The following is a 26,125-nucleotide window of genomic DNA, read 5'->3' on the forward strand; positions in this document are numbered from 1 at the left end:
TTTTATTTGCCTTTTAACTCCTCCATATTTCACTGAATCGGAGGCCAAATATGACCACTTGGAATTTATCTGGGATGAGAAGTCATTTATTTATTTGTAATGGTAGTTCATGTATGCGTAAAGGAGCTGAAGAAATAACCCTAGCAATACGTGATGAAATTTCAGAACTCGAAATGGACGAACAAATCCATACAACTAGGACTCGTTGTAATGGACGTTGTAAAGATGCATGTATTGTTATTGCATATCCTCAAGGAAGTTGGTACAAAGCATCTTCAACTGATACTGGTCGCGAAATTGTACGCGATTGTTTAGCGCAACAAAATAACCAACATACAGTCTATCGCACAATAGATGGAAAAATGATATTAAATCCCGAAGTCGCATCCATAACCGGAATCGATAAAAATAAATAAAGGAGAGATATGCATGACTCAACAAGGAAAACTATATGTCGTTGGTTTTGGTCCTGGGGATTTTAAACATATTACAACAAGAGCCGTGGAAGCGCTTCAAGACAGTGACTTTATCATTGGTTATAAGACATATGTAGAACTGATTCAAGATTTAATAACAAATGAAACATCAGTGATCAGTACAGGAATGACAGAAGAAGTATCAAGAGCTCAGGAAGCTGTACGCCAAGCAGAGGCTGGTAAAAAGGTTGCTGTTATTTCGAGTGGCGATGCTGGAGTATACGGTATGGCTGGATTAGTATATGAGGTCTTAATTGAAAAAGGTTGGACTGAAGCAAACGGAGTACCAGTTGAAATTATACCAGGTATATCTGCCATAAATTCATGTGGTTCATTGCTTGGAGCTCCTATTATGCATGATTCATGCACTATTAGTTTGAGTGATCATCTAACACCATGGAATTTAATTGCTAAAAGAGTTGAAGCTGCAGCAATGGCTGATTTTGTCATCGCACTCTATAATCCTCGCAGTGGACGTAGAACTCGCCAAATAGTAGAGGCACAGCGCATTCTTCTTCAATACAGATCTCCAGATACACCAGTTGGTCTGGTAAAAAGTGCATATCGTGAACGACAACATATTATCATCACGAATCTTGAAGAAATGTTAGAACACGATATCGGAATGTTAACAACAGTCATCATCGGGAATTCTTCAACATTTCTTTATGATAATAAAATGATTACACCGCGCGGTTACCAAAGAAAATACACGCTGAACACAGATAAACAAGCATTAAAACCTCATCAGCGTTTGAGAGAAGAAGCTGAACCATGGGCAATGGATCAAAACACTGGTGTTCAACGATTAGAATCTTCTGTAGCAGTTGCTGATAGAGTCAAAAATGTTCAACAGGTTGAAACTATTAAGCAGGAACCACCCAAAGTTAGCTCATATGAAATGGCAATGAAAGCGTTAGAACGTGTTTCAAGTGAAGATCTAAAAACAACACAATATGTTCATCAGGATTTTGAAGAAATTTTCGAATTAGCTGTAAGTCCAGGTGTTGCTAATAAAAAGTTTACTCCTGAACAAATGATGACATTAGCAATGGTTGTGGGTGAAAAAGGTACGATGGAATATACACCAAATCATCAAATTGTATTAAAAATCCCCACTTCAAATCCAAATAGTATAACGAAAAAGTTACAAGGAGTTGGATTTCTTCTTTCACCTGTAGGAGATGTTCTTACATTAAAGGCTTGCGATTTCTGTGATGGTGAAAAAACAGCAGGAATTCCATATGCTGAGGAAATTCAAGAAAAATTAGGTGGTATGGATTTACCGAAAGAGTTGCAAATTGGATTTAATGGTTGCGGCATGGCTTGTTATAAAGCGGTAACTGAAGATATTGGGATTATTCATCGAAAAGGGAAATTTGATTTGTTTTTAGGAGCTAAACCAGTTGGAAGAACTGCTCACCCTGGACAAGCTGTAGCAGAAGGAATTGAACCAGACGATATCGTAGAAGTTATAACAAACATTATTAAAGAGTATAAAGAAAACGCACATCCAAATGAGCGACTATTTAAATATTTCAAAAGAGTGAAACAAATACAAGGTTTCGTTTACAAAGATATTGCACCAAAAATTAATATAGAACCAGCACCTTGCGGGGACTAATTTGAGGAGGAAAAATATGAAAGCCATTTTATTTGTAGGACACGGTAGTAGATTAGCAGCAGGAAATGAGGAAGTTACAAAATTTGTAGAACAGTTGAAACCAACTTTAGATCAAAATTTACTAGTTGAAAGCTGTTTTCTAGAATTTGCTGCACCAGACATTTCTCAAGGGATTGATACTTGCGTTGCAAAAGGCGCAACTGAAATTCATGTAGTTCCAATCATTTTATTACAAGCAGGTCACTCAAAAATACATATCCCTGCAGCAATTGATGAAGGAAAAACAAAATATCCAAATGTAAAGATTGTCTATTCAAGACCTCTGGGGGTCCATGAAGGAATCTTTGATATTTTGAAAGAACGTCTTGTTGAAGTAGGATTTTCAATCGAAGAAAAGAATGAAGATACAGCTATTTTATTAATTGCTCGGGGCGGTAGTGATGTGGATGCAAACAGTGATTTCTATAAAATTTCTCGAATGTTATGGGAACAATTAGATGTGCTAACAGTTGAAAGTGCATTTATGGGTGTTACTTTCCCAACAGTTGAGCAAGGAATTGAAAGATGTGTAAAACTTGGGGCAAAGAAAATTATCATGTTGCCATACTTCCTTTTCACGGGAATCTTAATGGAGAGAATGCAAGGAATGCGTGCTGATTTTGCATCAATACATCCAGAAATAGATGTTAAATTAGCGAATTATTTTGGCTATCATCCTACGCTTAAAACCGTACTAAATGATCGTGTTGCTGAATCATTACAAGGTGATGTAAAGATGAATTGCGATACTTGTCAATATCGTATAAATGCTGCTGAATTTGTAGAACATCACCATCATCATGACCATGACCACGATCACGAACATGATCACCACCACGGACATGATCATCATCATCACCACGATGACCATCTAGTGGGTACTGAAAAATGATTTTTATGTTAGCTGGAACAAGTGATGCGAGAGAATTAGCAATTCAAATGAAAAGAAGCGGTTGGGATGTTATAGCAACTGTGGTAACTGAATCGGCTGCCAAAAGCTTAAATGAAGCTGGTATACAAACAAAAATTGGTCGATTAACTTCAGAACAAATGACAGATTTTATTAAAGAAAATTATTTTCAAGCAATTGTCGATGCAAGTCATCCATTCGCTGAAGAAGCTTCAAAAAATGCACTTTCTGCAGCAGATGCTTCTGGCATTCCTTATATACGTTATGAGCGAGCAAGCCATGCATTTAGTAACCCTCTAGTAACTTTAGTTCAAGACTATGAGGAGGCAGCAACATTAGCAGCTAAAAAACGTGGCGTTATTATGCTAACAACAGGTAGTAAGACTTTAGGGGTTTTCACGGAACGTCTAGTAGGTTTAGAGAATACTAGAATGATTGCACGAATGCTACCAAGACTTGACAACATGGAGAAATGTCAATCATTAGGTGTAGAACAAAAAGATATTATTGCAATGCAAGGACCATTCTCGAAAGAGTTAAATATCGCACTTATTCATCAATACAAAGTCACGTTAATGATTACAAAAGAAAGTGGCAAAGTAGGATCAGTCGATGAAAAATTAGAGGCTGCACTAGAGTGTGGCATTGAAACGATAATGATTGCAAGACCGAAAATACAATATGAAAATATGCATTCAAGTTTTGAGGGAGTTATAGAAGATTTAACTTCAAAACTAACTATCTAGGAGGAAATAATATGGATTTTAAAACAGACTTCAAACCACTTACAGTTGACCCAGATAAAATTTATGAGCATAGCTTTGAAACAATCGCAGAAGAATATGGCCCACATGATTTTACAGAAGATGAGTGGAAGATCATTCGTCGCATTATTCATGCTTCAGCAGATTTTGATTTAGGCCGTAGTGTGATGATCCATCCAGATGCTATTGCTGCTGGGATTAAAGCCATACGTGCAGGAAAACCAGTTATTGCAGATGTACAAATGATTCAAGTGGGTACCGGACACAAACGTTTCCAAAAATATGGTGGTGATGTTTATTGCTATATTTCTGATGAAGATGTATCTAAAGCTGCAAAAGAAGCAGGTGCTACTCGTGCCATTATGTCAATGCAAAAAGCAGCTCATTTACATGAGGGTGGGATTTATGCAATTGGTAATGCACCAACTGCACTTTTAGAACTTATTCGATTAATTAAAGAAGGCGAAGTAAAACCAGATCTAATCATCGGTATGCCTGTAGGCTTCGTTTCAGCTGCTGAATCTAAAGATGAATTGGCAAAGGTTACAGAGGTACCATTTATCACTAATTTAGGTCGTAAAGGTGGAAGTACGGTAACTGTAGCAGCATTAAATGCCATTTCAATTTTAGCTGATCAAGCTTAATGCAAAAGAAAAATAAAAAAGACCCATCGCAAATGCGTCATGGCTACACAACAGGCGCTTGTGCGACAGCCTGCACAAAAGCAGCGTTAACGGCCCTAATTACTGGTGAAGCACAAGAAACAGCTACGATACATTTACCAATTGGGCGAGACGTAACATTTACAATTGAAAAGAATTCATTTACTGACGAGACAGTAAGTTGCGAAACAATCAAAGATGGTGGAGATGATCCAGATGCAACGCATGGTGCTTTGATTGTTTCAACTGTTAGTTGGCAAGATGAACCTGGTATTTGTTTGGACGGAGGAATTGGTGTTGGTCGCGTGACAAAACCCGGTCTTCCAGTAGCAGTTAGTGAAGCAGCGATTAACCCTGTGCCTCGCAAAATGCTCTATTCAACAGTAGAAGAAACATTAGCTGAGTTCAAAATAGCCCGAGGTGTTAAAGTGATTATCTCAGTTCCAGATGGAGAGGAAATCGCGAAGAACACACTCAATGGTAGACTAGGAATTATCGGTGGCATTTCTATATTAGGAACAAGAGGCACTGTTGTACCATTTTCAAGTTCAGCCTACATGGCAAGTATTGTAGAAGCGATTAGCGTAGCACATGCAACTGGCAATGATCATGTAGTCATGACAACAGGTGGTAGAAGTGAAAAATATGCCATGAAACAATATGAAGGATTACCTGAGGAAGCCTTTATAGAAATGGGCGACTTTGTAGGTTTCGCCGTAAAACATTGTAAAAGACTGGGCATAAAAAGAGTTTCTCTTGTAGGAATGATGGGGAAATTTTCAAAAGTAGCACAAGGCGTGATGATGGTCCATTCAAAAAGTGCGCCCATTAACTTTGAATTTTTAGCACAATTAGCAGAAGACGTTGGAGCAACTAGCGAAATCGTTCAACAGGTTTCAGCTGCAAACACAGCTTCACAAGTCGGAGAGATTATGCTTGAGACTGGTAATAAGCGTTTCTTCGATCATTTATGTGAAGCGTGTTGTATATCCTCATTAAATCATGTAAAAGGTGGCCTCGTGATGGATACCACTATTTACTCGATGAAGGGTGAATTATTAGGAAGGGCTGATGGAATTGACACAATCGATTAAATTAATCGGCATAGGAGACAACGGCCTAGCAAGTTTATTACCCCAATATGCTAAGTGGATAGAAGAAAGTGAAGTCCTCATTGGTGGCGAAAGATTGTTAGAGTTCTTTCCTTATTATATTGGTGAAAAAATTACGGTAAAAAGCGGCTTAAAGAAACTTGTCGAAATTATCCAAAATGAAACAAGAAATATCGTCATATTAGCTTCAGGAGATCCACTGTTCTATGGACTTGGAAGCTATCTATCAAAAAAAATCAATTTAGAAGTATATCCACACGTAAGTTCCATACAATTAGCGTTTTCTAAAATCGGTGAAAGCTGGCAAGATGCCTATATTACAAGTGTACATGGTCGATCAATGAAAGGATTAATTCAGAAGATTGATGGCTACGACAAAATTGCGTTATTAACGGATGCAGAAAATAATCCAAGTGCAATTGCTGAGTATTTACTTCAATTTGGGATGACTGAGTATAAAGCATTTGTAGCAGAAAACTTACAAGGTGAGAACGAAAAAACAGGATGGTATTCGTTAGAAGATATGCAAGAAAGTACTTTCTCTCCTTTAAATGTTGTGATTTTAAAACGAATTGCATCATCACCTAAATGGGCTCTCGGAATTGCAGATGATGAATTTTCTCAACGACGTCCTGATAAAGGCTTAATCACCAAAAAGGAAATTCGTGTGCTAAGTCTTCATGCAATGCATTTACAAAAAGACAGCACTGTATGGGATATCGGAACGTGCACAGGTTCGATGGCAATAGAAGCCGCAAAAATTGCGCGTGATGGACAAGTATTTGCCATTGAAAAAAATGAAGGCGATCTTGCAAACTGTTTTGAAAATCAACATAAATTCCGCACAGATTTAACCGCTATTCATGGCAAAGCACCAGAAGGATTAGACTCTTTCCCTAATCCAGATGCGATTTTCATCGGCGGAACAGGCGGCAATATGAAAGACTTACTTAAAGTTTGTTGTGATCGTTTAAATGACTGCGGACGAATCGTTTTAAATGCAGCAACCATTGAAAACTTATATAAAGCACTTGAATGTTTTAAAGAATTGAATTTTGAAACGAATATTTTACATGCACAATTGGCTCATAACAAACCAATTTTAGGGATGAACCGATTTTCACCATTAAACCCAATTTACATTATTACTGCAATGCGAAAGGAAGAAAACGATGACTAATATCGGCACATTATATGGTCTTGGGGTGGGTCCTGGTGATCCAGAGCTTATTACTGTTAAGGCATTTCGAGTAATTCAAGAAACGCCAGTAATTGCTTATCCTCGAAAAAGAAAAGGAAGTAAGAGCTACGCACATCGGATTGTTGATGTTTACATTCAGCCGGGTGAAAAAGAAATGCTTGGTTTAGTTTTTCCAATGACGAAAGACCAAGCGATCTTAGATGCAGAGTGGAGAAATACTGTAGATGTAGTTTACAGCAAATTAGAAGAAGGCAAAGATGTAGCATTTGTTACGGAAGGCGATCCACTTTTATATAGTACATTCATTCATATGATGAAATTAATGCAAGAACTTCATCCACATGTTGAAGTAAAAACTGTACCAGGTATTTCAAGTTTTAATGGATCTGCATCAAGATTAGGTATTGCGTTAGCAGATGGTGATGACCATGTTGCAATCATTCCAGCACGTGATGATTATGATGAAATGCGTAAAGCAATTGAAGATCATGATGCAGTAGTGTTTATCAAAGTTGCAAAAGTCATAGATTTGATGATTGAAGTATTAAGAGATTTAAATCTACTAGACAAAGCATCAGTCGTTACGAAAGTTACTTCTGAGGAAGAAGTGATTTGGTCCATGGATGAATTAGATGGAGTAGAACTAGAATATTTAACATTAATGGTGGTGCGTAAATAAATGAAGAAAATCTATATCGTTGGTGCCGGACCTGGGGATCCTGATTTAATCACAGTTAAAGGATTACATATTTTACAAACAGCTGATGTTGTTATGTACACTGATTCACTAGTAAATGCTGAGTTGATTGCTAAAGCAAAGGCAGATGCTGAAGTGATAAAAACAGCAGGTATGCATTTAGAAGAGATGGTAGAAACAATTGTTAACCGTGTAAATGCTGGGAAAACAGTTGCACGGATTCACACTGGAGATCCAGCCATGTATGGAGCAATCATGGAACAAATGGCATTACTAAAAAAAGAAGATATCCATGCAGAAATAATACCTGGCGTTAGCTCTGTATTTGCATCTGCAGCAGCAGTCGGTGCTGAATTAACCATTCCTGATTTAACACAAACATTGATTTTAACTCGTGCAGAAGGTCGTACTCCAGTACCAGAGTTTGAAAAATTACGTGACTTGGCAAGCCATCATTGTACAATTGCGCTATTTTTAAGTGCTACTTTAACGAAGAAAATCGTGAAAGAATTACAGGATGCTGGTTGGACAGATGATACTCCTGTAGCTGTTGTACAAAGAGCATCATGGCCGGATCAAAAAATCGTTCGAACAACATTAGCAAATTTAGATGAAGATATGCGTAAAAATGGTATTCGTAAACATGCAATGATTTTAGCTGGTTGGGCATTAGATCCATCTATCCATGACAAGGATGAGTATCGTTCAAAATTATATGATGCTACATTTACACATGGTTTTAGAAAAGGCGTGAAACCACAATGATCGAGTTACAAGAAGGATTACTACCGGAAATTGACCAGCAAAATCCATATGCAATTGTGGCCATTACAAAACACGGTGTACAGCTGGCACGGAAACTAAATAGTTCCTTTATTCATTCAGATGTATATTATATGAGTAAATTTGAACAAGGAGATGAAGAAGCGAAGCACATTCAATTATTTACTGGTAGTGTGCGTATGCTTCTACCTTCTCTTTTCAATCAGTATAAGGGGATCATTCTAATTATCTCTCTTGGTGCAGTAGTTCGAATGATAGCACCAATCTTAAAGGATAAAAAGACAGATCCTGCTGTTGTTGTTATTGATGATCGTGGGGAAAATGTCATTAGTGTACTTTCGGGTCATTTAGGTGGAGCAAACCAATTAACACATGAAGTTGCTCATGTCCTAGATGCTCGTGCGATTATTACCACTGCTTCTGATGTACAAAAAACTATCCCTGTTGATTTATTTGGTTCACGTTTTGGTTGGGAATGGGATTCTTCTGAGAAATTGACACCCGTTAGTGCATCAGTTGTAAATGAAGAACATGTTGCAATTGTTCAAGAATCTGGTGAAAAAAATTGGTGGCATTTGGATAGCCCAATACCAGAAAATTTAAAGATTTATCCATCCATTCAGGAAGCAATAAACGCAAAGCCAAATGCTGCCCTTGTTATTACTCATCGAATGTTATCACATGAAGAAGAACAAATCCTAGAAAATGGTGTTCTTTACCGACCTAAAAATGTTGTTATCGGTATGGGATGTAATCGAGGAACTTCTGCTGAAGAAATTGAACAAGTTATTCAAGAATCGTTAAATGAACTTCAAATTTCGATAAAAAGTGTAAAAGCTCTTTGCACGATTGAATTGAAAAAAGATGAAGTTGGTTTATTAGAAGTTGTTACAAAATATGGTTGGGAGTTTGTCTATTATAAACCAGAAGAATTGAATGCACAGACAATCGAAGCACCTTCAGATACAGTATTTAAATATACAGGTGTATATGGTGTTAGTGAACCTGCAGTGAGAATTTATTCTGGTGCAGACCAGTTAGAGCTGGTAAAGAAAAAATCAGGCAATACTACGATATCCGTTGCGTTGATGTAACAAGTAAAGGAGGAAATTAAGATGTCAGCACATAGATTAGTAATTGCTGGTACTGGTAGTGGTGTCGGTAAAACAACCTTTACAATTGGACTAATGGCGGCATTACAACAAAAAGCTTATCAAGTACAAGGATTCAAATGTGGACCAGATTATATTGATCCCACTTTCCATACTGCAGTTACAGGTAGACCATCTCGTAATTTAGATAGTTGGATGTTTGATAAAAAAACGGTCATTGACATTTTGGAAAGAAACAGCAGAGATGTAGACATTTCAATTATTGAAGGCGTAATGGGGTTCTATGACGGAAAATCGCCATTAGAAGATAAAGGTTCTACAGCTGAAATAAGCATCTTAACGAAAAGCCCTGTATTACTTATTGTCAATTGTGGCAGTATAGCTCGTAGTTCAGCTGCGATTGTTAAAGGCTTCCAACTATTAAACGAGAACGTCAATATAGTAGGTGTAATTGCCAATCATGTGGGAAGTGAAGGGCATTATCAAATAATAAAAGCTGCAGTTGAACAAGAATGTGGCCTTCCAGTAGTAGGCTATTTGAAAAAAGAACAAAATATTGAAATGCCTAGTCGACATTTAGGATTGATTCCTGCAATCGAACGTGGAGAACTACAACCATTCTTTCAACAATTAGGTGATTTGATTAGTGCAACAGTTGACGTAGACAAAATTTATGAGCTATCAACTACTTGTGAACTTTCTGCTATTCAACCAAGTATGTTCGAACCAAAAAAGGATCAACAAGTGAAGATTGCAGTGGCTAAAGATGCGGCTTTTAATTTTTACTATGAGGAAAATATCGAATTGCTTCAAGCGAATGGTGCATCGATCGAGTATTTCGCTCCATTAAAAGGCGAAGTAGTTCCCTCTGATACAGACGGACTATATATTGGCGGGGGGTTTCCTGAAGAATTTGCACAAGAGCTCTCACATCAAACTGCAGTAAAAGAATCCATACATAATGCAATTTCCAAAGGAATTCCTACTTTAGCTGAATGTGGAGGTTTTATGTTCCTTACGGAGGCAATATTCACTACTGAAGGAAATCGCTTTGAAATGGTTGGTTCTATTCCAGGTACTGTACAGATGCAAACCAAAAGAGTTGCATTAGGATATCGCGAAATTTTTGGTGTAAAAGGGAATTTTTTAATCCGTGAAGGTCAAGAAGCAAAAGGGCATGAATTTCATTATTCAACTTATTCAAAACCAGAAAATAGCAGTTATGCCTATGAAACAAAAAGCCGTTTTAAAAAGCAGGGAGAAGGTTATTTGCATGATAATTTAATCGCTGGCTATACACATTTTCACTTTGCATCTAACCCACAACTAGTTGTGCAATGGATTGAGCAATGTAAAGAATATCAGAAGAAAGCCGTGGAAACTAATGGCTAACTATTACCCTATGATGTTGAATATAGAAAATCAACTAGTTGTAGTTGTTGGTGGAGGGAAAGTTGCTACACGGAAAGTTGCTAGCCTATTAAAAGCTCAAGCACATGTGACTGTTATTAGCCCAGAAATTTCACCAAAACTCAAACGATTATTCGAAGAAAACACCATTCAATGGAGAAAAAAAGATTTTGCACCAGATGATTTAAACGATGCATTTTTGATTATTGCTGCTACTAATTCTTCTAAAATAAATGAATTGGTAGCTCAATCTGCTAGCAAACATCAAATTTGTAATATTGTTGATCGTGAAGAACTCAGTCAATTCATTGTTCCTTCTGTGGTTCGACGTGGTCCATTAACAATTGCTGTATCAACATCAGGTGCTAATCCAAAACTTGCGAAAGAGATTAAAAAAGAATTGGAAGAGCAATATGATGATTCTTATGAAGATTATATTTTATTCTTACAAAGAGCAAGACGACAAATTATTGACGAAGTACCAGATCCAATGCAAAAAAGTGTTCTATTAGAGGAACTGCTAGACTCACAATTTTTAACACTAACGAAAACAAAACATATTGAAGAACGTAATCAACTGTTTGAGAAATTATTAAAAAAGGGGACGATTCAATGACTCCGGGAAAAGTCTATTTAGTAGGTGCAGGCCCAGGTGATCCTAAACTAATAACCGTTTATGGCCTAGAGTGCATTCAAAAAGCAGATGTCATTGCATATGATCGTCTAGTGAATCCATCATTATTGGAACATGCAAAAGAAGGCGCAGAACTTATTTTTTGTGGTAAATCCCCAGGAAAGCATCACCTCATTCAAGATCAAATTCATGATTTATTAATTGAAAAAGCACTTGAAGGTAAAATTGTTACACGCTTAAAAGGTGGAGATCCATGCGTTTTTGGGCGCGGTGCGGAAGAAGCAGAAGTATTAGTTGAACATGGTATTGAATATGAAATTGTTCCAGGTATTACAGCAGGTATTGCGGCACCAGCTTATGCAGGTATCCCGGTTACGCATAGAGAATTTGCATCCAGTTTTGCAATTGTAACTGGTCATGGTCGTGAAGAGAAAGGACAAGATCATCTAAACTGGCATGCATTAGCAAATGGGATTGATACGATTGCCTTCTATATGAGTGTAGGAAATCTAGAGCATATTAGTAAAAAACTTATTGAAAATGGTAAACGTGCAACAACGCCTGTTGCAGTAATCGAATGGGGAACAACTGAAAATCAACGTACGATTACAGGTATTTTAGAAACAATTCACGATCTTGTTGTTCAAGAAGAATTTCATAACCCATCGATGGTATTAGTAGGTGAAGTTGTTCAACTACGAGATAAAATTCAATGGTTTGAAAAGCAAACTATTTTAATTTAAGGAGAGACTAATATGACGATAATTGAAGCTATTCAAGAGCGCAGAGCAATTCGAAATTACGCAGATCGACCTGTTGAGAAAGAAAAAATTGAAAAACTGTTAGAAGTAGCTACATATGCACCAAATGATCGATTACGTCAACCTTGGCATTTCTATGTGATACAAGGCGAGGCAATGAAACGTTATGAAGAAATGGCAACTGAATACTTACAACAACGTTTTCCAACAAAACCACATTTAGTTGAAAGTTCTTTAAAAGTTGTAACCACTACACCTGTTGCAATTGTTGTTACTTCAACATTAATTCCAGATAAACCAGATGATTCAGAAGATAATATTTTTGCAACTTGCTGTGCAATCCATTCGATGTGGTTAGCTGCACAAGAATTAGATTTAGGTTTCGTCTGGAGAACAAGAGGCGTTGGGCTAGTACATGATGAACGTATGCATCAGTTTATCGGTTCACCTGAAAATGAAAAAGTAATTGGAACTATATTCATTGGTTATCCAGAAGAAGGTACAAAAGTTCCTGCAACAACTAGAATACCATTTGAAGAAAAAACAACTTGGTTATAGAATAAGGGGAGTGGAAAATGGCACGCCAAGGATTATTTTTAATCTATACAGGTGATGGAAAAGGAAAAACAACTGCATCATTAGGTGTAACACTACGAGCAATAGGAAGAGGATTACACGTTAAATATATGCAGTTTATCAAATCACCTGAACGTACATATGGAGAAGCATTAGCCCTTCGAAAACTCGGTGTAGAAATGGAACAAATGGGCATTGGTTTTACCTGGACAAAAACACCAGAAGAACATCGTGAAGCTTTACGATTAGCTTGGCAAAAAGCAAAAGCAGCACTTGCAGATCCGTCTATTGACTTGTTGGTTCTTGATGAATTAAATAATGCTTTATCGATTGATAAATTTCCAATCGATGATGTTCTTCCTTTACAAGAAGTAATCGAGGCAATTCAAAATCGCCCTTCAACTATGCATCTTGTCATCACTGGAAGAAATGCAAAAAAAGAATTAATAGACTTAGCTGATTTAGTTTCAACAATAGATGCGACAAAGCATTATTATGAAAGAGGAATTCCAGCTGTAAAAGGTTTAGAATTTTAAAGGAAGAAGGTTTGGGTAGCGTATGACTGCAAAAGCATTAATGATTCAGGGTACTGCTTCAGATGTTGGTAAAAGTATGATATGTACCGCATTTTGCCGTATTTTTTCAGATGATGGCTTGAAAGTTGTTCCGTTTAAGTCTCAAAATATGGCACTTAATTCATTTGTTACGATTGATGGTGGCGAAATTGGTCGTGCGCAGGGTGTACAGGCTGAAGCTGCTAGAGTCATAGCGACTACGGATATGAACCCCATTTTACTGAAACCAAAACAAGATATGGTCTCAGAAGTCATCGTACATGGTAAGCATTTTATGGATATGAGTGCGACAGGTTATCGAAATAATTTTGTTGAACAAGCGATGCCGATTGTAAAACAATCAATACATAAATTACAAAATGAATATGACCTTATTGTACTAGAAGGTGCTGGAAGTCCTGCTGAAATTAATTTAAAGGATCGAGATATAGCCAATATGCGTATGGCTCACGCTACAGATGCAGCTGTTATATTAATTGCAGATATAGAGCGAGGGGGAATGTTCGCTTCAATCATTGGAACATTAGCACTTCTTGATGATTCAGAAAGAGCACGAGTAAAAGGAATCATTATTAATAAGTTTAGAGGAATGCGTGAGTTACTTGATGATGGTGTAGAATGGCTTGAAAAAGAAACTGGAATTCCTGTTCTTGGTATCATTCCTTACATTGATATTAATATTGAGGCAGAAGATTCCTTAGCATTATCCTCTTTACGATTTAAAAAGCCAAAACAAGATGAATTTGCAATTGATATTGCAATGATTCGTTTACCTCGTATTTCAAATTTTACTGATGTTGATCCATTTTTTGATGAGCCAGAAGTAGGAGTACGCTTAGTTAGTAATGTAAAAGAGCTAGGTGATCCAGATTTGTTGATAATACCAGGTACAAAAAATACAATGGAAGATTTACAGTGGTTAAAAGATGAAGGATTTGAAACAGCTATCCATAAACTCATCGAAAAAGGAACACGTATTTTCGGGATTTGTGGAGGTTTTCAAATGCTAGGACACTCACTTCAGGATCCTGATGGAGTAGAAGGGGATGGAAGTAGTGCAGTAGGCCTTTCATTATTACCTGTAACAACCATATTTAATAAAGGCAAAAAGACCGTACAAATGACGGGAAAAGTTTCTGTAGATGTCTTTGAAAAAGATATGGAATTAACAGGTTATGAAATACATCTTGGAAAAACTGTTATAGAAAATGAGAAGTGTTCACCGTTTTTAATGTTATCAGATGGACGGAAGGATGGAGCCGTTACAAGGAATGGACAAATAATTGGGACATACTTTCATGGTATCTTTAATAATCGAGAGTTTACAAGAAAAATAGTGAACGAACTACGTATTGAAAAAGGACTTGACCCAATTAATCAGACAGTAAAGACAGATTCTGAAAGAAGAGAAGCTGCCTATCAATTATTAGCTGATCATGTGAGACAAAATATAGATTTGGAAAAAGTGTATGAGATGCTTCAAACTCCTATACCTTCAATTTAAAAAAGCAGAAACTGAACCCAATTATATTCATTAGTCTTATCCAATACTAATATTCCAGAATTAATAATAATTACACGATAAGTCTATATATGGTCAAAAGATCTCCCTTGAATTGTTTTAATCTTCATCATTGATGAAGATTTTCTTTTCGTAAATCGAAAACAAAAAAAGTTGATACCCCAGTAGCCTACTGTCATTAAATGGATAGTAGGCTATAATTTTTATTAGGAAAAAGTATAAATTTTACCAATTTATATATCGAATATTGAAAAATTAGTAGAAAATTATAACAAGGAACAACAATGAAAAATGAAACAATATATTATATAAAGCCTTAATTGCTGATTGTAACTATTGCTTTGGACTTTGAAACAGAGCTTATAGAATTGTTGGATAAAGTGAATATAAATCACTTAAACTGCTGTTTCATCTACATCTTGTACTAATTTACATAGTGATTTTTATTGATACATTCATCATAGTAAGTGTAAAAAGGGTTTCAAAGATTTTGATTCCTCTTTGATGCCTTATATAAATTTTGAAAGTAAATTATTTATTTGAAACTTTTTTCGAATATTTAGCCCACTAATAAATAGAAAGGAGTTGTGAAATGGAGGAACAAAATTTCAAGTTAGTTAAAAAAGCTATAAAAGGAAATAAAAAAGCTTTTGAACAATTAATTAAACAACATTACCAACAAATCTATCGTACAGCTTTCCTATATGTACATAATCAGGAAGATGCATTAGATATTGTTCAAGAATCAACTTATCAGGCTTTAATATCTATTCACACCTTAAAGAATCCAGAGTATTTCATGACATGGTTCACTAAGATTGTTATCCGATGTTCTGGGCAATTGCTTACAAAAAGGAAAAGCGTTGTCCCCTTAACAGAAGACATTTTAGAAGACATTTTATCTAGTTATAAATTCAATAATGATTATATAAATGAGGATTCACTGTTACTTATGGATGCAATAGGAAAACTGAAAGAGAACTATCGAACAACGCTAATACTTTTTTATTACTATGATTATTCCATTAAAACGATTAGTGAAATGATGGAGATACCTGAAGGGACTGTAAAAACTTATTTAAGCAGAAGTAAAGATGCACTAAAAAAAGGGTTTGAAATGGGGAGGCGCCATGGATAATAAGGAAATTAAATTTGTTATTGACCAGATCGAGGTCCCAAAAGAAGAAGTTCTAAATGCTATTGATAGGGGAATAAACCAAAGTAATCAGATGGATATAAAACGTTATTCTCATAAAAAGAAGATAATGATAAGTAGCATAGTTGCTGCTTCCATTTTCGGGATAACTCTTTTCTCTGGTTTTATAAATCCAAATATGAATCGAGTATTAGCTGAAGCGCCTTTTATCGGAGGCATTTACGAAGAATTTGGAGATAAAATGGGTTTAAATTTAGCTAAACAGAACCTTATTACTGAATTGGATCAATCAATAACCAAGAATGGTGTAACTGTTAAACTTAATGATGCATATTTTGATGGTGACGTTGTTTCAATAACTGGACATGTAAATGGTAACTTAGATGATGGAAAAAATGAAAAAGGTGAAGTTAGTTTCGATGTGAATTTTGAAAACAATAAAGGAGATAATGATCCATGGTTAAATAATAAGTCAACCGAAATAAAAAAAACAGTAAATGGATATGATTTTCAATGGAAGTTAGCTTATCCTTATAAAACGATTAAAGAGTACTTCACATTACCTATATCTATTCATTATATTAACGGGATTAAAGGAGACTGGAATTTTAATATCCCAATTACACAACACAAAAATAAAACATTAACAATTAATCATTCGGAATCATATCAAAAAGAGAGAATCCAGATAAATATAAATGAAATAAAGATGGCAAAAGCATCGTCTACTTTGGAATTTGAAACTATTTCAAATTATAAAAACGATCAAATAGACATTGAAAAAGCAACCGACGAAAAAGGGAATGTAATATTTTATTACTCAAATAATACAAGGCTTTCTCAATCAAAAGAAGAGGATGGCTACCATCTTACTCTACGTAAAACGATAAAAAAGATAGATAGTGATCTACAATCTATTACGTTCTATCCGTTTATGTCTATCTCTGACCCACCTGTTCAACATTTGCTCAATACTCCATCATTTTTATTAGAAAGTGAACGTACAGATTTGGGGATTAGAGTGAATAATATTACGATAGAAGGAAATAAATTAATACTCGATTATCAATTTCAAGGGCTTGCTGGAGAAATGAGTAACCATCGTCAAGATTTACTGCTTAATAATTTATCTTATGCATTCAAGTTAATCGATAAAGATTATGTTGATAAAATTGACCCAGATAATCCAGTTCCACCGAAAAATCATAGTATATCAACAAACAAAGTAAAATTACTTGATAAAAAGACCTATCATTTTCAATCTGTTTTTAAATTGGATGGAGTAAATAAAATTGAAAACTTTTCATTAAAAGATACCGTCTTACAATTTGATTTTTCTAATTTTATTGGTACAAGTAAATTAACACCATTTACTGTTGATTTACCAAAATAACGTAGTGTGACAATCCCAACAGTTAATGCAATAAAATAGTGTTAAAATAGGGATTATTGCAGTATCGAGAATCTTATTGAATAGTAAATTACAAAATAATATACAAAAAGCATCTCAAAATGTGAATGCCCCCTGTAAAGTAGACAGGTGATTTAAACGGCTTTAGCTAAATATTCCACAGGACTAAGGCAGTTTAGTTTTTGATAACGATTGTGATTTGAAGGAAACAAGTGGAAAAGCCCATGTTCTCTATTTTTAATTTGCAGAGAACATAGGCTTTTTATTTTGGATTTTCCTAAACGTTGTAAATCCGTATTTTCATTACGGTATCACGTATAGTAATATCCCATGCCGCACTTACTTTTCAAGTCACGTCAGCAGCCATGTTTTTTATATAGACTTCTCCCGCCGTCATTCTCCCAACGATCAATGTCCCATCCATAATCGTCCCAGACGTCTGGTATTTCTCCGCCACTAGGTAGGGGAACAGTTCTTGCTATTGAAATACTCACAATTTCATCAATGACATTTTATATATCATCCTTTTTTATAAATATTTCATATCAATATCTATAATATGCAAGGTTACATGTTTTAGTTCTTAGCAAAAAAGGAACGGTTTTAACTGATTTATAGGTTGACTATTTCTTTATATTTTTCTCATTTTCGATAAGTAATCTTGTTAGAATCATGATATAAATCATGGTTCTTTTTTTAGATGATTTATCAAATGGAGGGGTAAAAAACTATTTAATTGGAGGGTCAATTTAATTCAAAATAACATATTATTTAGAGGTGAATACTATTAAGTATTTAGGTGATTAAAATATTTAATAGATTATTGAGTTGACTGATTCATAATTAATTACAGCCGGCTGAGATTGTAGCAAAGCTTCCGATAGAAACATTGATTGTATCAGCAGTTCCCTTTGTTTTGGTGTTGATATATAAAAAGAGAAATGAAGAGAAATAAATTAGCGGATTAAACAAATAGGATATGAGCGTATACGCTTACTTCTTAATTTATTTATAGAATGGTTATTAAATTAGGGTTTAGTTTTAAAAAAACTTGCCTATTTTAATCTGAGCCATTAATGGAGTGATTTTATGTCTAAATTTACAGTGGAAATAAAATTAAACGCAGTGAGACGTTATTTAAGTGGATCAGAAAGTTATAAAGAGATTGCAGAAAGTATTGGTTCAAGCAAATCTCTAGTTATGAACTGGGTAAAATTATTTGAAGCTCAAGGAATTAAAGGTTTCGAAAAGAACTACTCATCATATTCTGTACAATTTAAACTAGACGTACTTAATTTTATGAACAAAACAGGCGCTTCTCTTCGCGAAACAGCGAGTAATTTTAATATTTCTTCACCGAGTACAGTTTATCAATGGGAAATGTTATTAAAAACACAGGGGATAGAAGCGCTAGAACCAAAGAAAAAGGGTCGTCCTCCATTAAAAAAAGAAACTATTGAGAAGTAATCAAATGATGTAGTTTCAGTTGAAGGCTCACTTGAAGATTTACAAGAAAAAATTAAGCGTTTAGAAATGGAAAACGTCTATTTAAAAAATACAAATAAAATCAAAGCGCAAGTAATATTTGAATTAAAGCATAAGTAAGACTTTGTTGATTTGCTTGAAGTCCGGTATTCCCTTAGAAAAATAACCTCTCATTACAAAGTTTCTAGATATGTACGACAAAAAAGTTACCTTTTTAGTAAATTATACCATATCGTTTTTGCAAAAGATCTATTCATTCAATTATTTGGATGAATAGTTTTGTTACATTTTCTATGACTAGCAAAATTGGAGTGAAAGGGATTAGTTGTTGATCTGCTACTTCATCCATCTTTGATAGGTAAGCAAAAAGGCTAGTATTTGAATTCTAAAAGCTTAGTTATAAAAAAGAATATAGTTTGTAAAACAACAATTGCTTGTTCAACTAACGGGAACGTTGGTCCAAAAAGGATTTAGTGCTTTTATTATTGAACATATTTTATTTAAGATGCATATAAGTTAAATATAGGAATAAAAAAGAATGCCATATTTTATTCTTATATAAAAACTGTAAGTATTAAAAATTTTAGCATTCTAATTTAATAAACAATGACATCAATGTATGTTTTTTTCATACTATATATTTGAGGTGAAAAAATGGCAAGAGCAAATTACCGAAGTGCAGACGTTGACTTAATGGCAAGGATGATGAGGGCCGAAGCAGAAGGCGAAGGCAACATGGGAATGTTATTTGTTGGGAATGTAATTGTTAATCGTCTTGTAGCAAATTGTTTAGACTTTAAAGATTTAAGAACAATTGAAGACGTCATTTTTCAGGTACAAGGAGGAAATTATTCTTTTGAAGCTGTTCAAAAAGGGAATACTTTTTATCAAAGAGCGAGAGAAAATGAAAGAAAATTAGCAAAACAAAACTTGGAGTATTGGAGACAACACCCAGCAAAATATGCACTTTGGTATTTCAATCCATATGCTCCATGCCCTCCTACTTGGTACGGTCAACCATTTACTGGTCAATTTAAAAATCATTGTTTTTATGAACCGGCACCTGATACTTGTGACGGTGTTTATGCTTAGAAGCTATTATTTATCCAAATTGTAATAGAAAATAAGATTTATACCATACTAATTAATAAGGTAAATACAAATTATTTCTTTTTTCAAGCAATGACACTAAATGCAAGAGAAGTCCAATATTTATCCTAACTCTCAATTGAATAAGAAGAAATAGGACAACACAATGGAAAGAAGAAGCAAGAGAATTATTCTCTTGCTTCTTTTTTTGCTATTTAGCAATTGCCTGTTGATTTCCGCTCTTACGATCAGCGCCTAGTGTACTCAGCACTTATCTCTACGTTAAGTCAATATCGAACCGCTTCCGCTTTGTTATTTCCTTTATCAGATTCGAAACGGTACAATCATCTAATTGTAAACCATCCTCTTTTTTTAATATACAATCCTTTTACATTGCATTAATGTGGGTTTTACATTGTGGTTTTATACTGAAACAGTAAACAATCAACACAAAACAACACCAATTGGAGGAAAATGTTAATGAATCAAAAATGGAGCAACAAATCTATTCGAACTATTCAAGCAGCGGTGTTAGGGATCAGTTTACTAGGTTTAGCTGGTTGTGGAGCCAAAGATGAATCTGCTGCACCGGCTATTAGTGATCCAAATAAGTTAACGGTTGGAGAAATTGAAGCAAAAGCAAAAAAAGAAGGTGAAATCAATAGTGCTGGTATGCCTGATTCATGGGCAAACTGGGGAGATACTTGGAATGATGTCACAAAAAAATACAATTTAAAACATGCTGATACTGATTTGTCCAGTGCTGAAGAGATTGCTAAATTTGAAGCTGAAAAAGAGAATGCAACAGCTGATATCGGTGACATGGGGATATCTTTTGCTCCACTTGCTGTAGAAAAAGGATTGGCTCTCCCATATAAAACTTCACATTGGAATGATGTTCCTTCATGGGCGAAAGATGATAAAGGGAATTGGGTCGTTGGATACCAAGGAACGATTGCCTTTTTAACAAATAAAAACTTGGTTAAAAACCCTCCAAAAACCTGGGATGACATCTTAAAGGGAGATTATAAAGTAACGATTGGAGATGTTCTGAACGGAGCACAGAATCAAATGGGGGTACTTGCTGCAGCAATGGCCTACGGTGGTAGTGAATCAAATATTCAACCTGGGATCGATTTTTTTGCGAAGCTTGCCAAGCAAGGACGTCTAAGTCTGACAGATGCAAAACCGGCAACTATTGAAAAAGGCGAGGTACCAGTTGCAATTGTATGGGATTTCAATGCACTAGGTTATGCTAACCAAATCAAACGTGATCAATTTGATGTATGCATTCCAAAAGAAGGTTCCGTAGTAAGTGGCTACACGACTGTTATTAATAAATATGCAAAACATCCATATGCTGCGATGGCGACAAGAGAATATATCCTAAGTGACCAAGGACAAATTAACTTGGCGAAAGGTTATGCTCGTCCAATTCGTGATGATGTAAAACTTCCAAAAGATGTTGAAAAACAATTAATTCCAAAAGAGGAATACAAAAATGCAAGACCTATTAAAGACCCTAAAGCTTGGGAAAAAACAGCCAAAACGTTGCCACAATTATGGCAAGAGGAGGTAGTAGTAAATGTCAAATAAAGTTATAGTAATTGTTGTTGATGGTATGCGATACGATAAGGGGAGTGAAGCAATGGGGTTTGTTCAACACCTGGTTGAAACGAATCAAGCGGCACTTTATAAAGTAAAATCAGAGCTTCCTAGTCTTTCTCGCCCATTATATGAAGTATTACTGACAGGTACACCTGCATCAATGAATGGAATTACATCAAATCTAGCAGTTCAACTATCTTCACAGAAAAGTATTTTCCATCTTACGAAAGAAAATGGCCTAAGAAATGCAACGGCATCTTATTACTGGGTAAGCGAGCTTTATAATCGTGCGCCATTCAATTATATTGAAGACCGTCATCAAGATGATGAGTCTAAACCAATTCAACATGGAGCATTTTATTGGGATGATTATTATCCAGATAGTCATTGCATAATGGATGCAGAAGCATTACGTAGAAAGCATGATCCACACTTTTTATACATTCATCCAATGGGAGTTGATGAAATTGGTGAAAATTTCGGATCAGAATCTAAAGAATACCGTGAACAAATATTAAAAGTGGCAAGCTTGTTAGCACAACTTTTACCTACTTGGATCTCAGAAGGTTACCATATTTTAATTACATCTGACCATGGTATGAGTGAAACAGGCAACCATGGAGGCATCACTGATGGTGAGCGTGACGTACCACTTTTCATCATCAGTCCAAGAATTGAAACTGGTATGCACGAGGAAGTCGTACCACAATTGGCTTTTGCACCACTCGTTTGTGAACTATTAGGAATTGAAAAATCCGAAAAAATGATTTCTTATCAATTCCCTGGTTTGAAAAAAGAAGTCGTCCATTAAAAATTACAGATTATCAGATTCGACGACTAAAGAGCTAAACTATGTTTGTCTTCTGTACTTTCTGAAGTGAATTTCCCCATATATTGTTTGAATCGATTTAGCGTATTAAGCTAAATCGATTCAAATAAATTGCTAGCTCAATAGAGGAGAGAAAAATCTTGCTCAAAATAAAAAAACAAAAGCTGTTTTTATTAGCTCTTTTACTGCCATTTTTCATTCTGGTAATTGGCTTTGAAATTGGACCGTTAATTTCCATGGTGAAAGATAGTTTCTATGCAGACGATGGAATCAAAATTTCATTGGATCAATATATAACAATCTTTAAAAGTAAATTTTACTTGCAAGGAATTCAAAATAGTGTTCTTATTTCACTAATTTCTGCAATAACCTCTATCATTGTGGCAATTGTTTTGGCTTATTCCTTTACAAAATTCTCACAAAAAGCACAAAACCGGTTACTAATGATTGCCAATATGACTTCTAATTTTGAAGGACTTCCTCTTTCATTTTCATACATTATTTTACTCGGAAACAATGGGCTATTTACTTTACTCTTTGCCAAGCTTGGAATGGATGTGTTTGCCCACTTTAATTTATATTCCTGGACAGGATTAATTCTTGTTTACGTTTACTTTCAAATACCATTGGCAATTATGCTTCTTTATCCTTCCTTTCAGGGGATTAAACGTCAATGGACTGAAGCTGCTGCGCTATTAGGAGCATCTAAACTGAAGTTTTGGATTCATATCGGACTACCAGTCTTATTACCTAGTATTGTTGGTATATTCAGTATTTTGTTTGCGAATGCAATGGGGGCTTATGCAACAGCCTATGCCTTAGTCGGAAGCAACTATAATCTATTATCATTACAAATAGCAAATCTTGTTTCTAGTGAAGTTACATTAAATCCACATCTAGGTAGTGCCCTTGGAGTTCTATTAGCGACAACTATGATTGTAGCAATGTGGTTTAATCAGCGAATGATGCGTCGAGTTAGGAGAGATTTACGATGAAGTCTTCTATGAAATTTCATAAATCAGCAGTAGGGTTATTAATGATTTATTTGTTAATTCCGCTTCTGGGTACATTTTTATTTTCCATAGCCGGTACTTGGGATCATACCATTTTACCTGAGTCTTGGACAATGAAATGGTATATTGAATTATTTCAAGATCCTCGATATTTTGCTGCCTTTCAACGAACACTGTTTCTGATTGTTATGACAGTGGGACTCAGTATGTTAATCATGATACCGACCATTTTTATAATAAATGTCTATTTACCTAAATTGCAAGGATTGCTTCAAACCCTAGCCATGCTTCCTTATGGAATTCCATCAATCGTAGGGGCTGTTGGGTTAATTAAGTTATATTCCAATGGACCGATTCAAATTTCAGGTACACCGTGGATTTTGATTGGTGCTTATTTTGTAACGATTTTACCATTCATGTATCAGGGGATTAGCAATAGTCTTCGGACCATAAATGCAGTAGAACTTGTTGACGCAGCTGAATTACTGGGGGCAACAAAAATTCAAGCCTTTCGATCAGTAGTGTTACCCAATATTTTATCTGGTATTTTAGTATCTACTCTTTTATCCGTTGCTCTTTTATTTGGTGAGTTTTCTTTTGCTAAGCTACTTGTTGGAGGGCAGTTTGAAACTCTGCAAATTTATCTTTCTAACCAAATGATTAGCAGTGGCCATATTTCAAGTGCAATTGTCATAACGTATTATTTAGTTATTATGATATTAACGTGGATAATTTTAAAAATTACGCTTAAAAATCCTAAAAAGACTATTTCTACTAAATAAGAAATAAAGCTTTAGCAGCAATATTCTAGAAAAATAACTTCTTTAGAAGGAGATTACTTATGACATATGTAACTATTGATCAAGTGACCAAAAAATATGATAATCAGGTGGTTTTAAATAATATTTCCTTAACATTACAAAAAGGCGAATTTGCTACCCTTCTCGGGCAAAGTGGATGTGGGAAAAGTACATTATTACGTGCGATTGCAGGACTTGAAGAAGTGGATATAGGAAATATCTTTGTCGATCAAAAGAACATTACGAACTTATCATCTCGCCAGCGTGAGGTTGGTATGGTGTTTCAGTCTTATGCTCTTTTCCCAAATATGACTGTTTTTGATAACATCGCATTTGGTCTTAAAATGAAAAAAGAGAAAAATATAAAAGCAAAAGTGCAAAACATGATTGAAATGGTTGATTTAACGGGTAAGGAAGGTTCCTATCCTCATCAATTATCTGGCGGACAACAGCAGAGGGTTGCACTTGCACGTGCACTTGTAATGGAACCGAAAGTGTTACTTTTGGACGAACCATTAAGCGCGTTGGATGCAAAAATTAGAAAAAACTTACAAAAAGAATTAAGACGAATACAAAAAGAATTGAATATTACAACAATCTTTGTTACCCATGATCAAGAAGAAGCGATGACAATGTCTGATAAAATTTTTATTATGAATCAAGGAAACATTGTACAATCTGGTTCACCTTCAGATATTTATGTTTCTCCGGTCAATACATTTGTTGCAAGATTTATCGGAAACTATAATGTTATGAACTTGAATGCTTTTAATCAGCTTGTTTGTGGTACCGAATTGAAGGGACAGGATGTAGCAATTCGTCCGGAAGTTTTACAATTGATTCCTGGTGATCGCGATCTCCCTGCACAATCAGATAACTGGAAGGCAAAGGGATCTATTAAGGATATTTCCATGACAGGGAATGTGCTAAGATATGAAGTAGAAGTGGATGGTTCTATTTTCCACGTGGATTCACTTCACCATCAAGGTGGAATTCTTGATAAAGGCACATCTGTTCAAATTCTTATACCAAAAAAAGATTGTATCGCTTTATAACTTATAAGTATTTAGGAGATATTAGGACCTATGACCATTTTACCCGAGGAAAGAAAGAATGTAATTTTAAATTTACTTAAAAGAGATGGGAAAGTAAAAGTCGCTGACTTAGCTAAACATTTTAGAATTTCTGAGGAATCCATTCGTCGCGATTTGACGATGCTTGAAGAGAAGGGGTCCCTAAAAAAGGTTTATGGTGGGGCGATAGCAACCATCTTTCAATCCGGAGAGCCTCCGTTTGAACAGCGAACTACAGTAAATCAAGCAGAAAAGATTAAAATAGGAAAAAAGGCAGCGGAACTTATTTCCGATGGTGATGTTATTGCGATCGATGTCGGTACCACCATGCTTGAATTTGCCCATTTTATTCAAAACCGAAAGAACTTGACCATTCTAACAAACTCAATACCTGTCGCTACTGTATTAACGGAGTCTCTCAATCAAAACCAATTTACAGGAGAGATATTAATGCTGGGGGGGAATATTGACCCGAAACAGCAGTCTGTAAGTGGACATTTAGCCGAGCAAATGTTGAACCAATTCAATATTGATAAGGCGTTCATTTCAGCCGGCGGTGTATCAATCCTGAATGGAGTAAGCAATTATCATTTAAACGAATCGTTCGTTTCACGTATCATGGTCGAAGTATCGAAACAAATCATTTTATTAGCTGATAATTCTAAATTAGGTGTGGATACCTTCAGTAAAATTTGCCCATTAGAAAAAGTGGACATGATTGTTTGCGATCAGACATATCCAGATACTTGGAAGGATGACTTAAAGGTTTACGAAACCGAATGGATTAAAGCATAGGAGGAGTC

General features: G+C 35.3%; 26 protein-coding genes. All 26 read left to right on the forward strand.

Features of this window, described 5'->3' with window-relative positions; genetic code table 11:
• The first annotated feature begins 50 nt into the window (after positions 1-50).
• The 26 genes from ABE048_RS04760 (at position 51) to ABE048_RS04885 (ending at position 26,117) form a co-directional block, all read left to right on the forward strand.
• Positions 51-416, forward strand: a complete 366-nt coding sequence (locus ABE048_RS04760; RefSeq protein ID WP_430309513.1) for a (2Fe-2S) ferredoxin domain-containing protein — start codon at positions 51-53, stop codon at positions 414-416.
• Between the two features lie 13 nt (positions 417-429).
• Positions 430-2,100, forward strand: a complete 1,671-nt coding sequence (gene cobJ, locus ABE048_RS04765; protein ID WP_430309514.1) for a precorrin-3B C(17)-methyltransferase — start codon at positions 430-432, stop codon at positions 2,098-2,100.
• Between the two features lie 16 nt (positions 2,101-2,116).
• On the forward strand, positions 2,117-3,031 hold the full coding sequence (locus ABE048_RS04770; protein WP_430309515.1) for a sirohydrochlorin chelatase: 915 nt from the start codon (positions 2,117-2,119) through the stop codon (positions 3,029-3,031).
• Positions 3,028-3,795, forward strand: coding sequence for a precorrin-6A reductase (cobK, locus tag ABE048_RS04775; RefSeq protein ID WP_430309516.1), 768 nt, complete (start codon positions 3,028-3,030; stop codon positions 3,793-3,795). The genes ABE048_RS04770 and cobK overlap by 4 nt, the downstream gene beginning before the upstream one ends.
• 11 nt (positions 3,796-3,806) lie before the next feature.
• The gene (locus ABE048_RS04780; RefSeq protein WP_397538575.1) at positions 3,807-4,457 is read left to right on the forward strand and encodes a precorrin-8X methylmutase; all 651 of its coding nucleotides are present in this window, start codon (positions 3,807-3,809) and stop codon (positions 4,455-4,457) included.
• Positions 4,457-5,569, forward strand: a complete 1,113-nt coding sequence (locus ABE048_RS04785) for a cobalt-precorrin-5B (C(1))-methyltransferase (RefSeq protein WP_430309518.1) — start codon at positions 4,457-4,459, stop codon at positions 5,567-5,569. Before ABE048_RS04780 ends, ABE048_RS04785 begins: the two co-directional genes overlap by 1 nt.
• A complete protein-coding gene (cbiE, locus tag ABE048_RS04790) occupies positions 5,547-6,767 on the forward strand; it encodes a precorrin-6y C5,15-methyltransferase (decarboxylating) subunit CbiE (protein ID WP_430309519.1) in 1,221 nt (406 codons plus the stop codon). Before ABE048_RS04785 ends, cbiE begins: the two co-directional genes overlap by 23 nt.
• Positions 6,760-7,467, forward strand: a complete 708-nt coding sequence (gene cobI / locus ABE048_RS04795) for a precorrin-2 C(20)-methyltransferase (RefSeq protein WP_430309521.1) — start codon at positions 6,760-6,762, stop codon at positions 7,465-7,467. The genes cbiE and cobI overlap by 8 nt, the downstream gene beginning before the upstream one ends.
• Positions 7,468-8,250 carry a precorrin-4 C(11)-methyltransferase gene (gene cobM, locus ABE048_RS04800; protein WP_430309522.1) on the forward strand — a complete coding sequence of 261 codons (783 nt, stop codon included), beginning with the start codon at positions 7,468-7,470 and terminating at the stop codon, positions 8,248-8,250.
• Entirely contained in the window at positions 8,247-9,362 is a 1,116-nt protein-coding gene (locus ABE048_RS04805; protein ID WP_430309524.1) for a cobalt-precorrin 5A hydrolase, read from the forward strand. The genes cobM and ABE048_RS04805 overlap by 4 nt, the downstream gene beginning before the upstream one ends.
• 21 nt (positions 9,363-9,383) lie before the next feature.
• Positions 9,384-10,772, forward strand: a complete 1,389-nt coding sequence (locus ABE048_RS04810; RefSeq protein WP_430309526.1) for a cobyrinate a,c-diamide synthase — start codon at positions 9,384-9,386, stop codon at positions 10,770-10,772.
• Positions 10,765-11,406 (forward strand): NAD(P)-binding protein, encoded by a 642-nt coding sequence (locus ABE048_RS04815; RefSeq protein ID WP_430309528.1) that lies wholly within the window; start codon positions 10,765-10,767, stop codon positions 11,404-11,406. The genes ABE048_RS04810 and ABE048_RS04815 overlap by 8 nt, the downstream gene beginning before the upstream one ends.
• Positions 11,403-12,167, forward strand: a complete 765-nt coding sequence (gene cobA / locus ABE048_RS04820; protein ID WP_430309529.1) for a uroporphyrinogen-III C-methyltransferase — start codon at positions 11,403-11,405, stop codon at positions 12,165-12,167. The genes ABE048_RS04815 and cobA overlap by 4 nt, the downstream gene beginning before the upstream one ends.
• A 12-nt stretch (positions 12,168-12,179) precedes the next feature.
• Positions 12,180-12,743 carry a nitroreductase family protein gene (locus ABE048_RS04825; RefSeq protein ID WP_430309530.1) on the forward strand — a complete coding sequence of 188 codons (564 nt, stop codon included), beginning with the start codon at positions 12,180-12,182 and terminating at the stop codon, positions 12,741-12,743.
• 17 nt (positions 12,744-12,760) lie between these two features.
• Complete coding sequence (locus ABE048_RS04830) at positions 12,761-13,297, forward strand: cob(I)yrinic acid a,c-diamide adenosyltransferase (RefSeq protein ID WP_430309531.1); 537 nt, start codon at positions 12,761-12,763, stop codon at positions 13,295-13,297.
• Between the two features lie 22 nt (positions 13,298-13,319).
• The gene (locus ABE048_RS04835) at positions 13,320-14,840 is read left to right on the forward strand and encodes a cobyric acid synthase (RefSeq protein ID WP_430309533.1); all 1,521 of its coding nucleotides are present in this window, start codon (positions 13,320-13,322) and stop codon (positions 14,838-14,840) included.
• A gap of 610 nt (positions 14,841-15,450) precedes the next feature.
• Positions 15,451-15,996 carry a sigma-70 family RNA polymerase sigma factor gene (locus ABE048_RS04840; RefSeq protein ID WP_430309534.1) on the forward strand — a complete coding sequence of 182 codons (546 nt, stop codon included), beginning with the start codon at positions 15,451-15,453 and terminating at the stop codon, positions 15,994-15,996.
• Positions 15,989-17,407, forward strand: coding sequence for a DUF4179 domain-containing protein (locus ABE048_RS04845; protein WP_430309536.1), 1,419 nt, complete (start codon positions 15,989-15,991; stop codon positions 17,405-17,407). The genes ABE048_RS04840 and ABE048_RS04845 overlap by 8 nt, the downstream gene beginning before the upstream one ends.
• Before the next feature lie 1,107 nt (positions 17,408-18,514).
• Positions 18,515-18,892: a transposase gene (locus ABE048_RS04850; RefSeq protein ID WP_430309537.1), complete on the forward strand. Its 378-nt coding sequence runs from the start codon at positions 18,515-18,517 to the stop codon at positions 18,890-18,892.
• Positions 18,893-19,564: 672 nt separating this feature from the next.
• Positions 19,565-20,002, forward strand: a complete 438-nt coding sequence (locus tag ABE048_RS04855; RefSeq protein ID WP_430309538.1) for a cell wall hydrolase — start codon at positions 19,565-19,567, stop codon at positions 20,000-20,002.
• Positions 20,003-20,479: 477 nt separating this feature from the next.
• On the forward strand, positions 20,480-21,595 hold the full coding sequence (locus ABE048_RS04860; protein WP_430309539.1) for an ABC transporter substrate-binding protein: 1,116 nt from the start codon (positions 20,480-20,482) through the stop codon (positions 21,593-21,595).
• Positions 21,585-22,418 (forward strand): alkaline phosphatase family protein, encoded by an 834-nt coding sequence (locus ABE048_RS04865; RefSeq protein WP_430309541.1) that lies wholly within the window; start codon positions 21,585-21,587, stop codon positions 22,416-22,418. The genes ABE048_RS04860 and ABE048_RS04865 overlap by 11 nt, the downstream gene beginning before the upstream one ends.
• A 158-nt stretch (positions 22,419-22,576) precedes the next feature.
• A complete protein-coding gene (locus ABE048_RS04870; RefSeq protein WP_430309543.1) occupies positions 22,577-23,431 on the forward strand; it encodes an ABC transporter permease in 855 nt (284 codons plus the stop codon).
• Positions 23,428-24,231, forward strand: a complete 804-nt coding sequence (locus ABE048_RS04875) for an ABC transporter permease (RefSeq protein ID WP_430309544.1) — start codon at positions 23,428-23,430, stop codon at positions 24,229-24,231. Before ABE048_RS04870 ends, ABE048_RS04875 begins: the two co-directional genes overlap by 4 nt.
• Positions 24,232-24,290: 59 nt before the next feature.
• The gene (locus ABE048_RS04880; RefSeq protein ID WP_430309545.1) at positions 24,291-25,304 is read left to right on the forward strand and encodes an ABC transporter ATP-binding protein; all 1,014 of its coding nucleotides are present in this window, start codon (positions 24,291-24,293) and stop codon (positions 25,302-25,304) included.
• A 30-nt stretch (positions 25,305-25,334) separates the two neighbouring features.
• Entirely contained in the window at positions 25,335-26,117 is a 783-nt protein-coding gene (locus ABE048_RS04885) for a DeoR/GlpR family DNA-binding transcription regulator (RefSeq protein WP_430309546.1), read from the forward strand.
• Positions 26,118-26,125: the final 8 nt, after the last annotated feature.

Origin of the sequence: Rummeliibacillus pycnus (assembly GCF_050459865.1) — a bacterium.
Lineage (GTDB): Bacteria > Bacillota > Bacilli > Bacillales_A > Planococcaceae > Rummeliibacillus > Rummeliibacillus pycnus_B.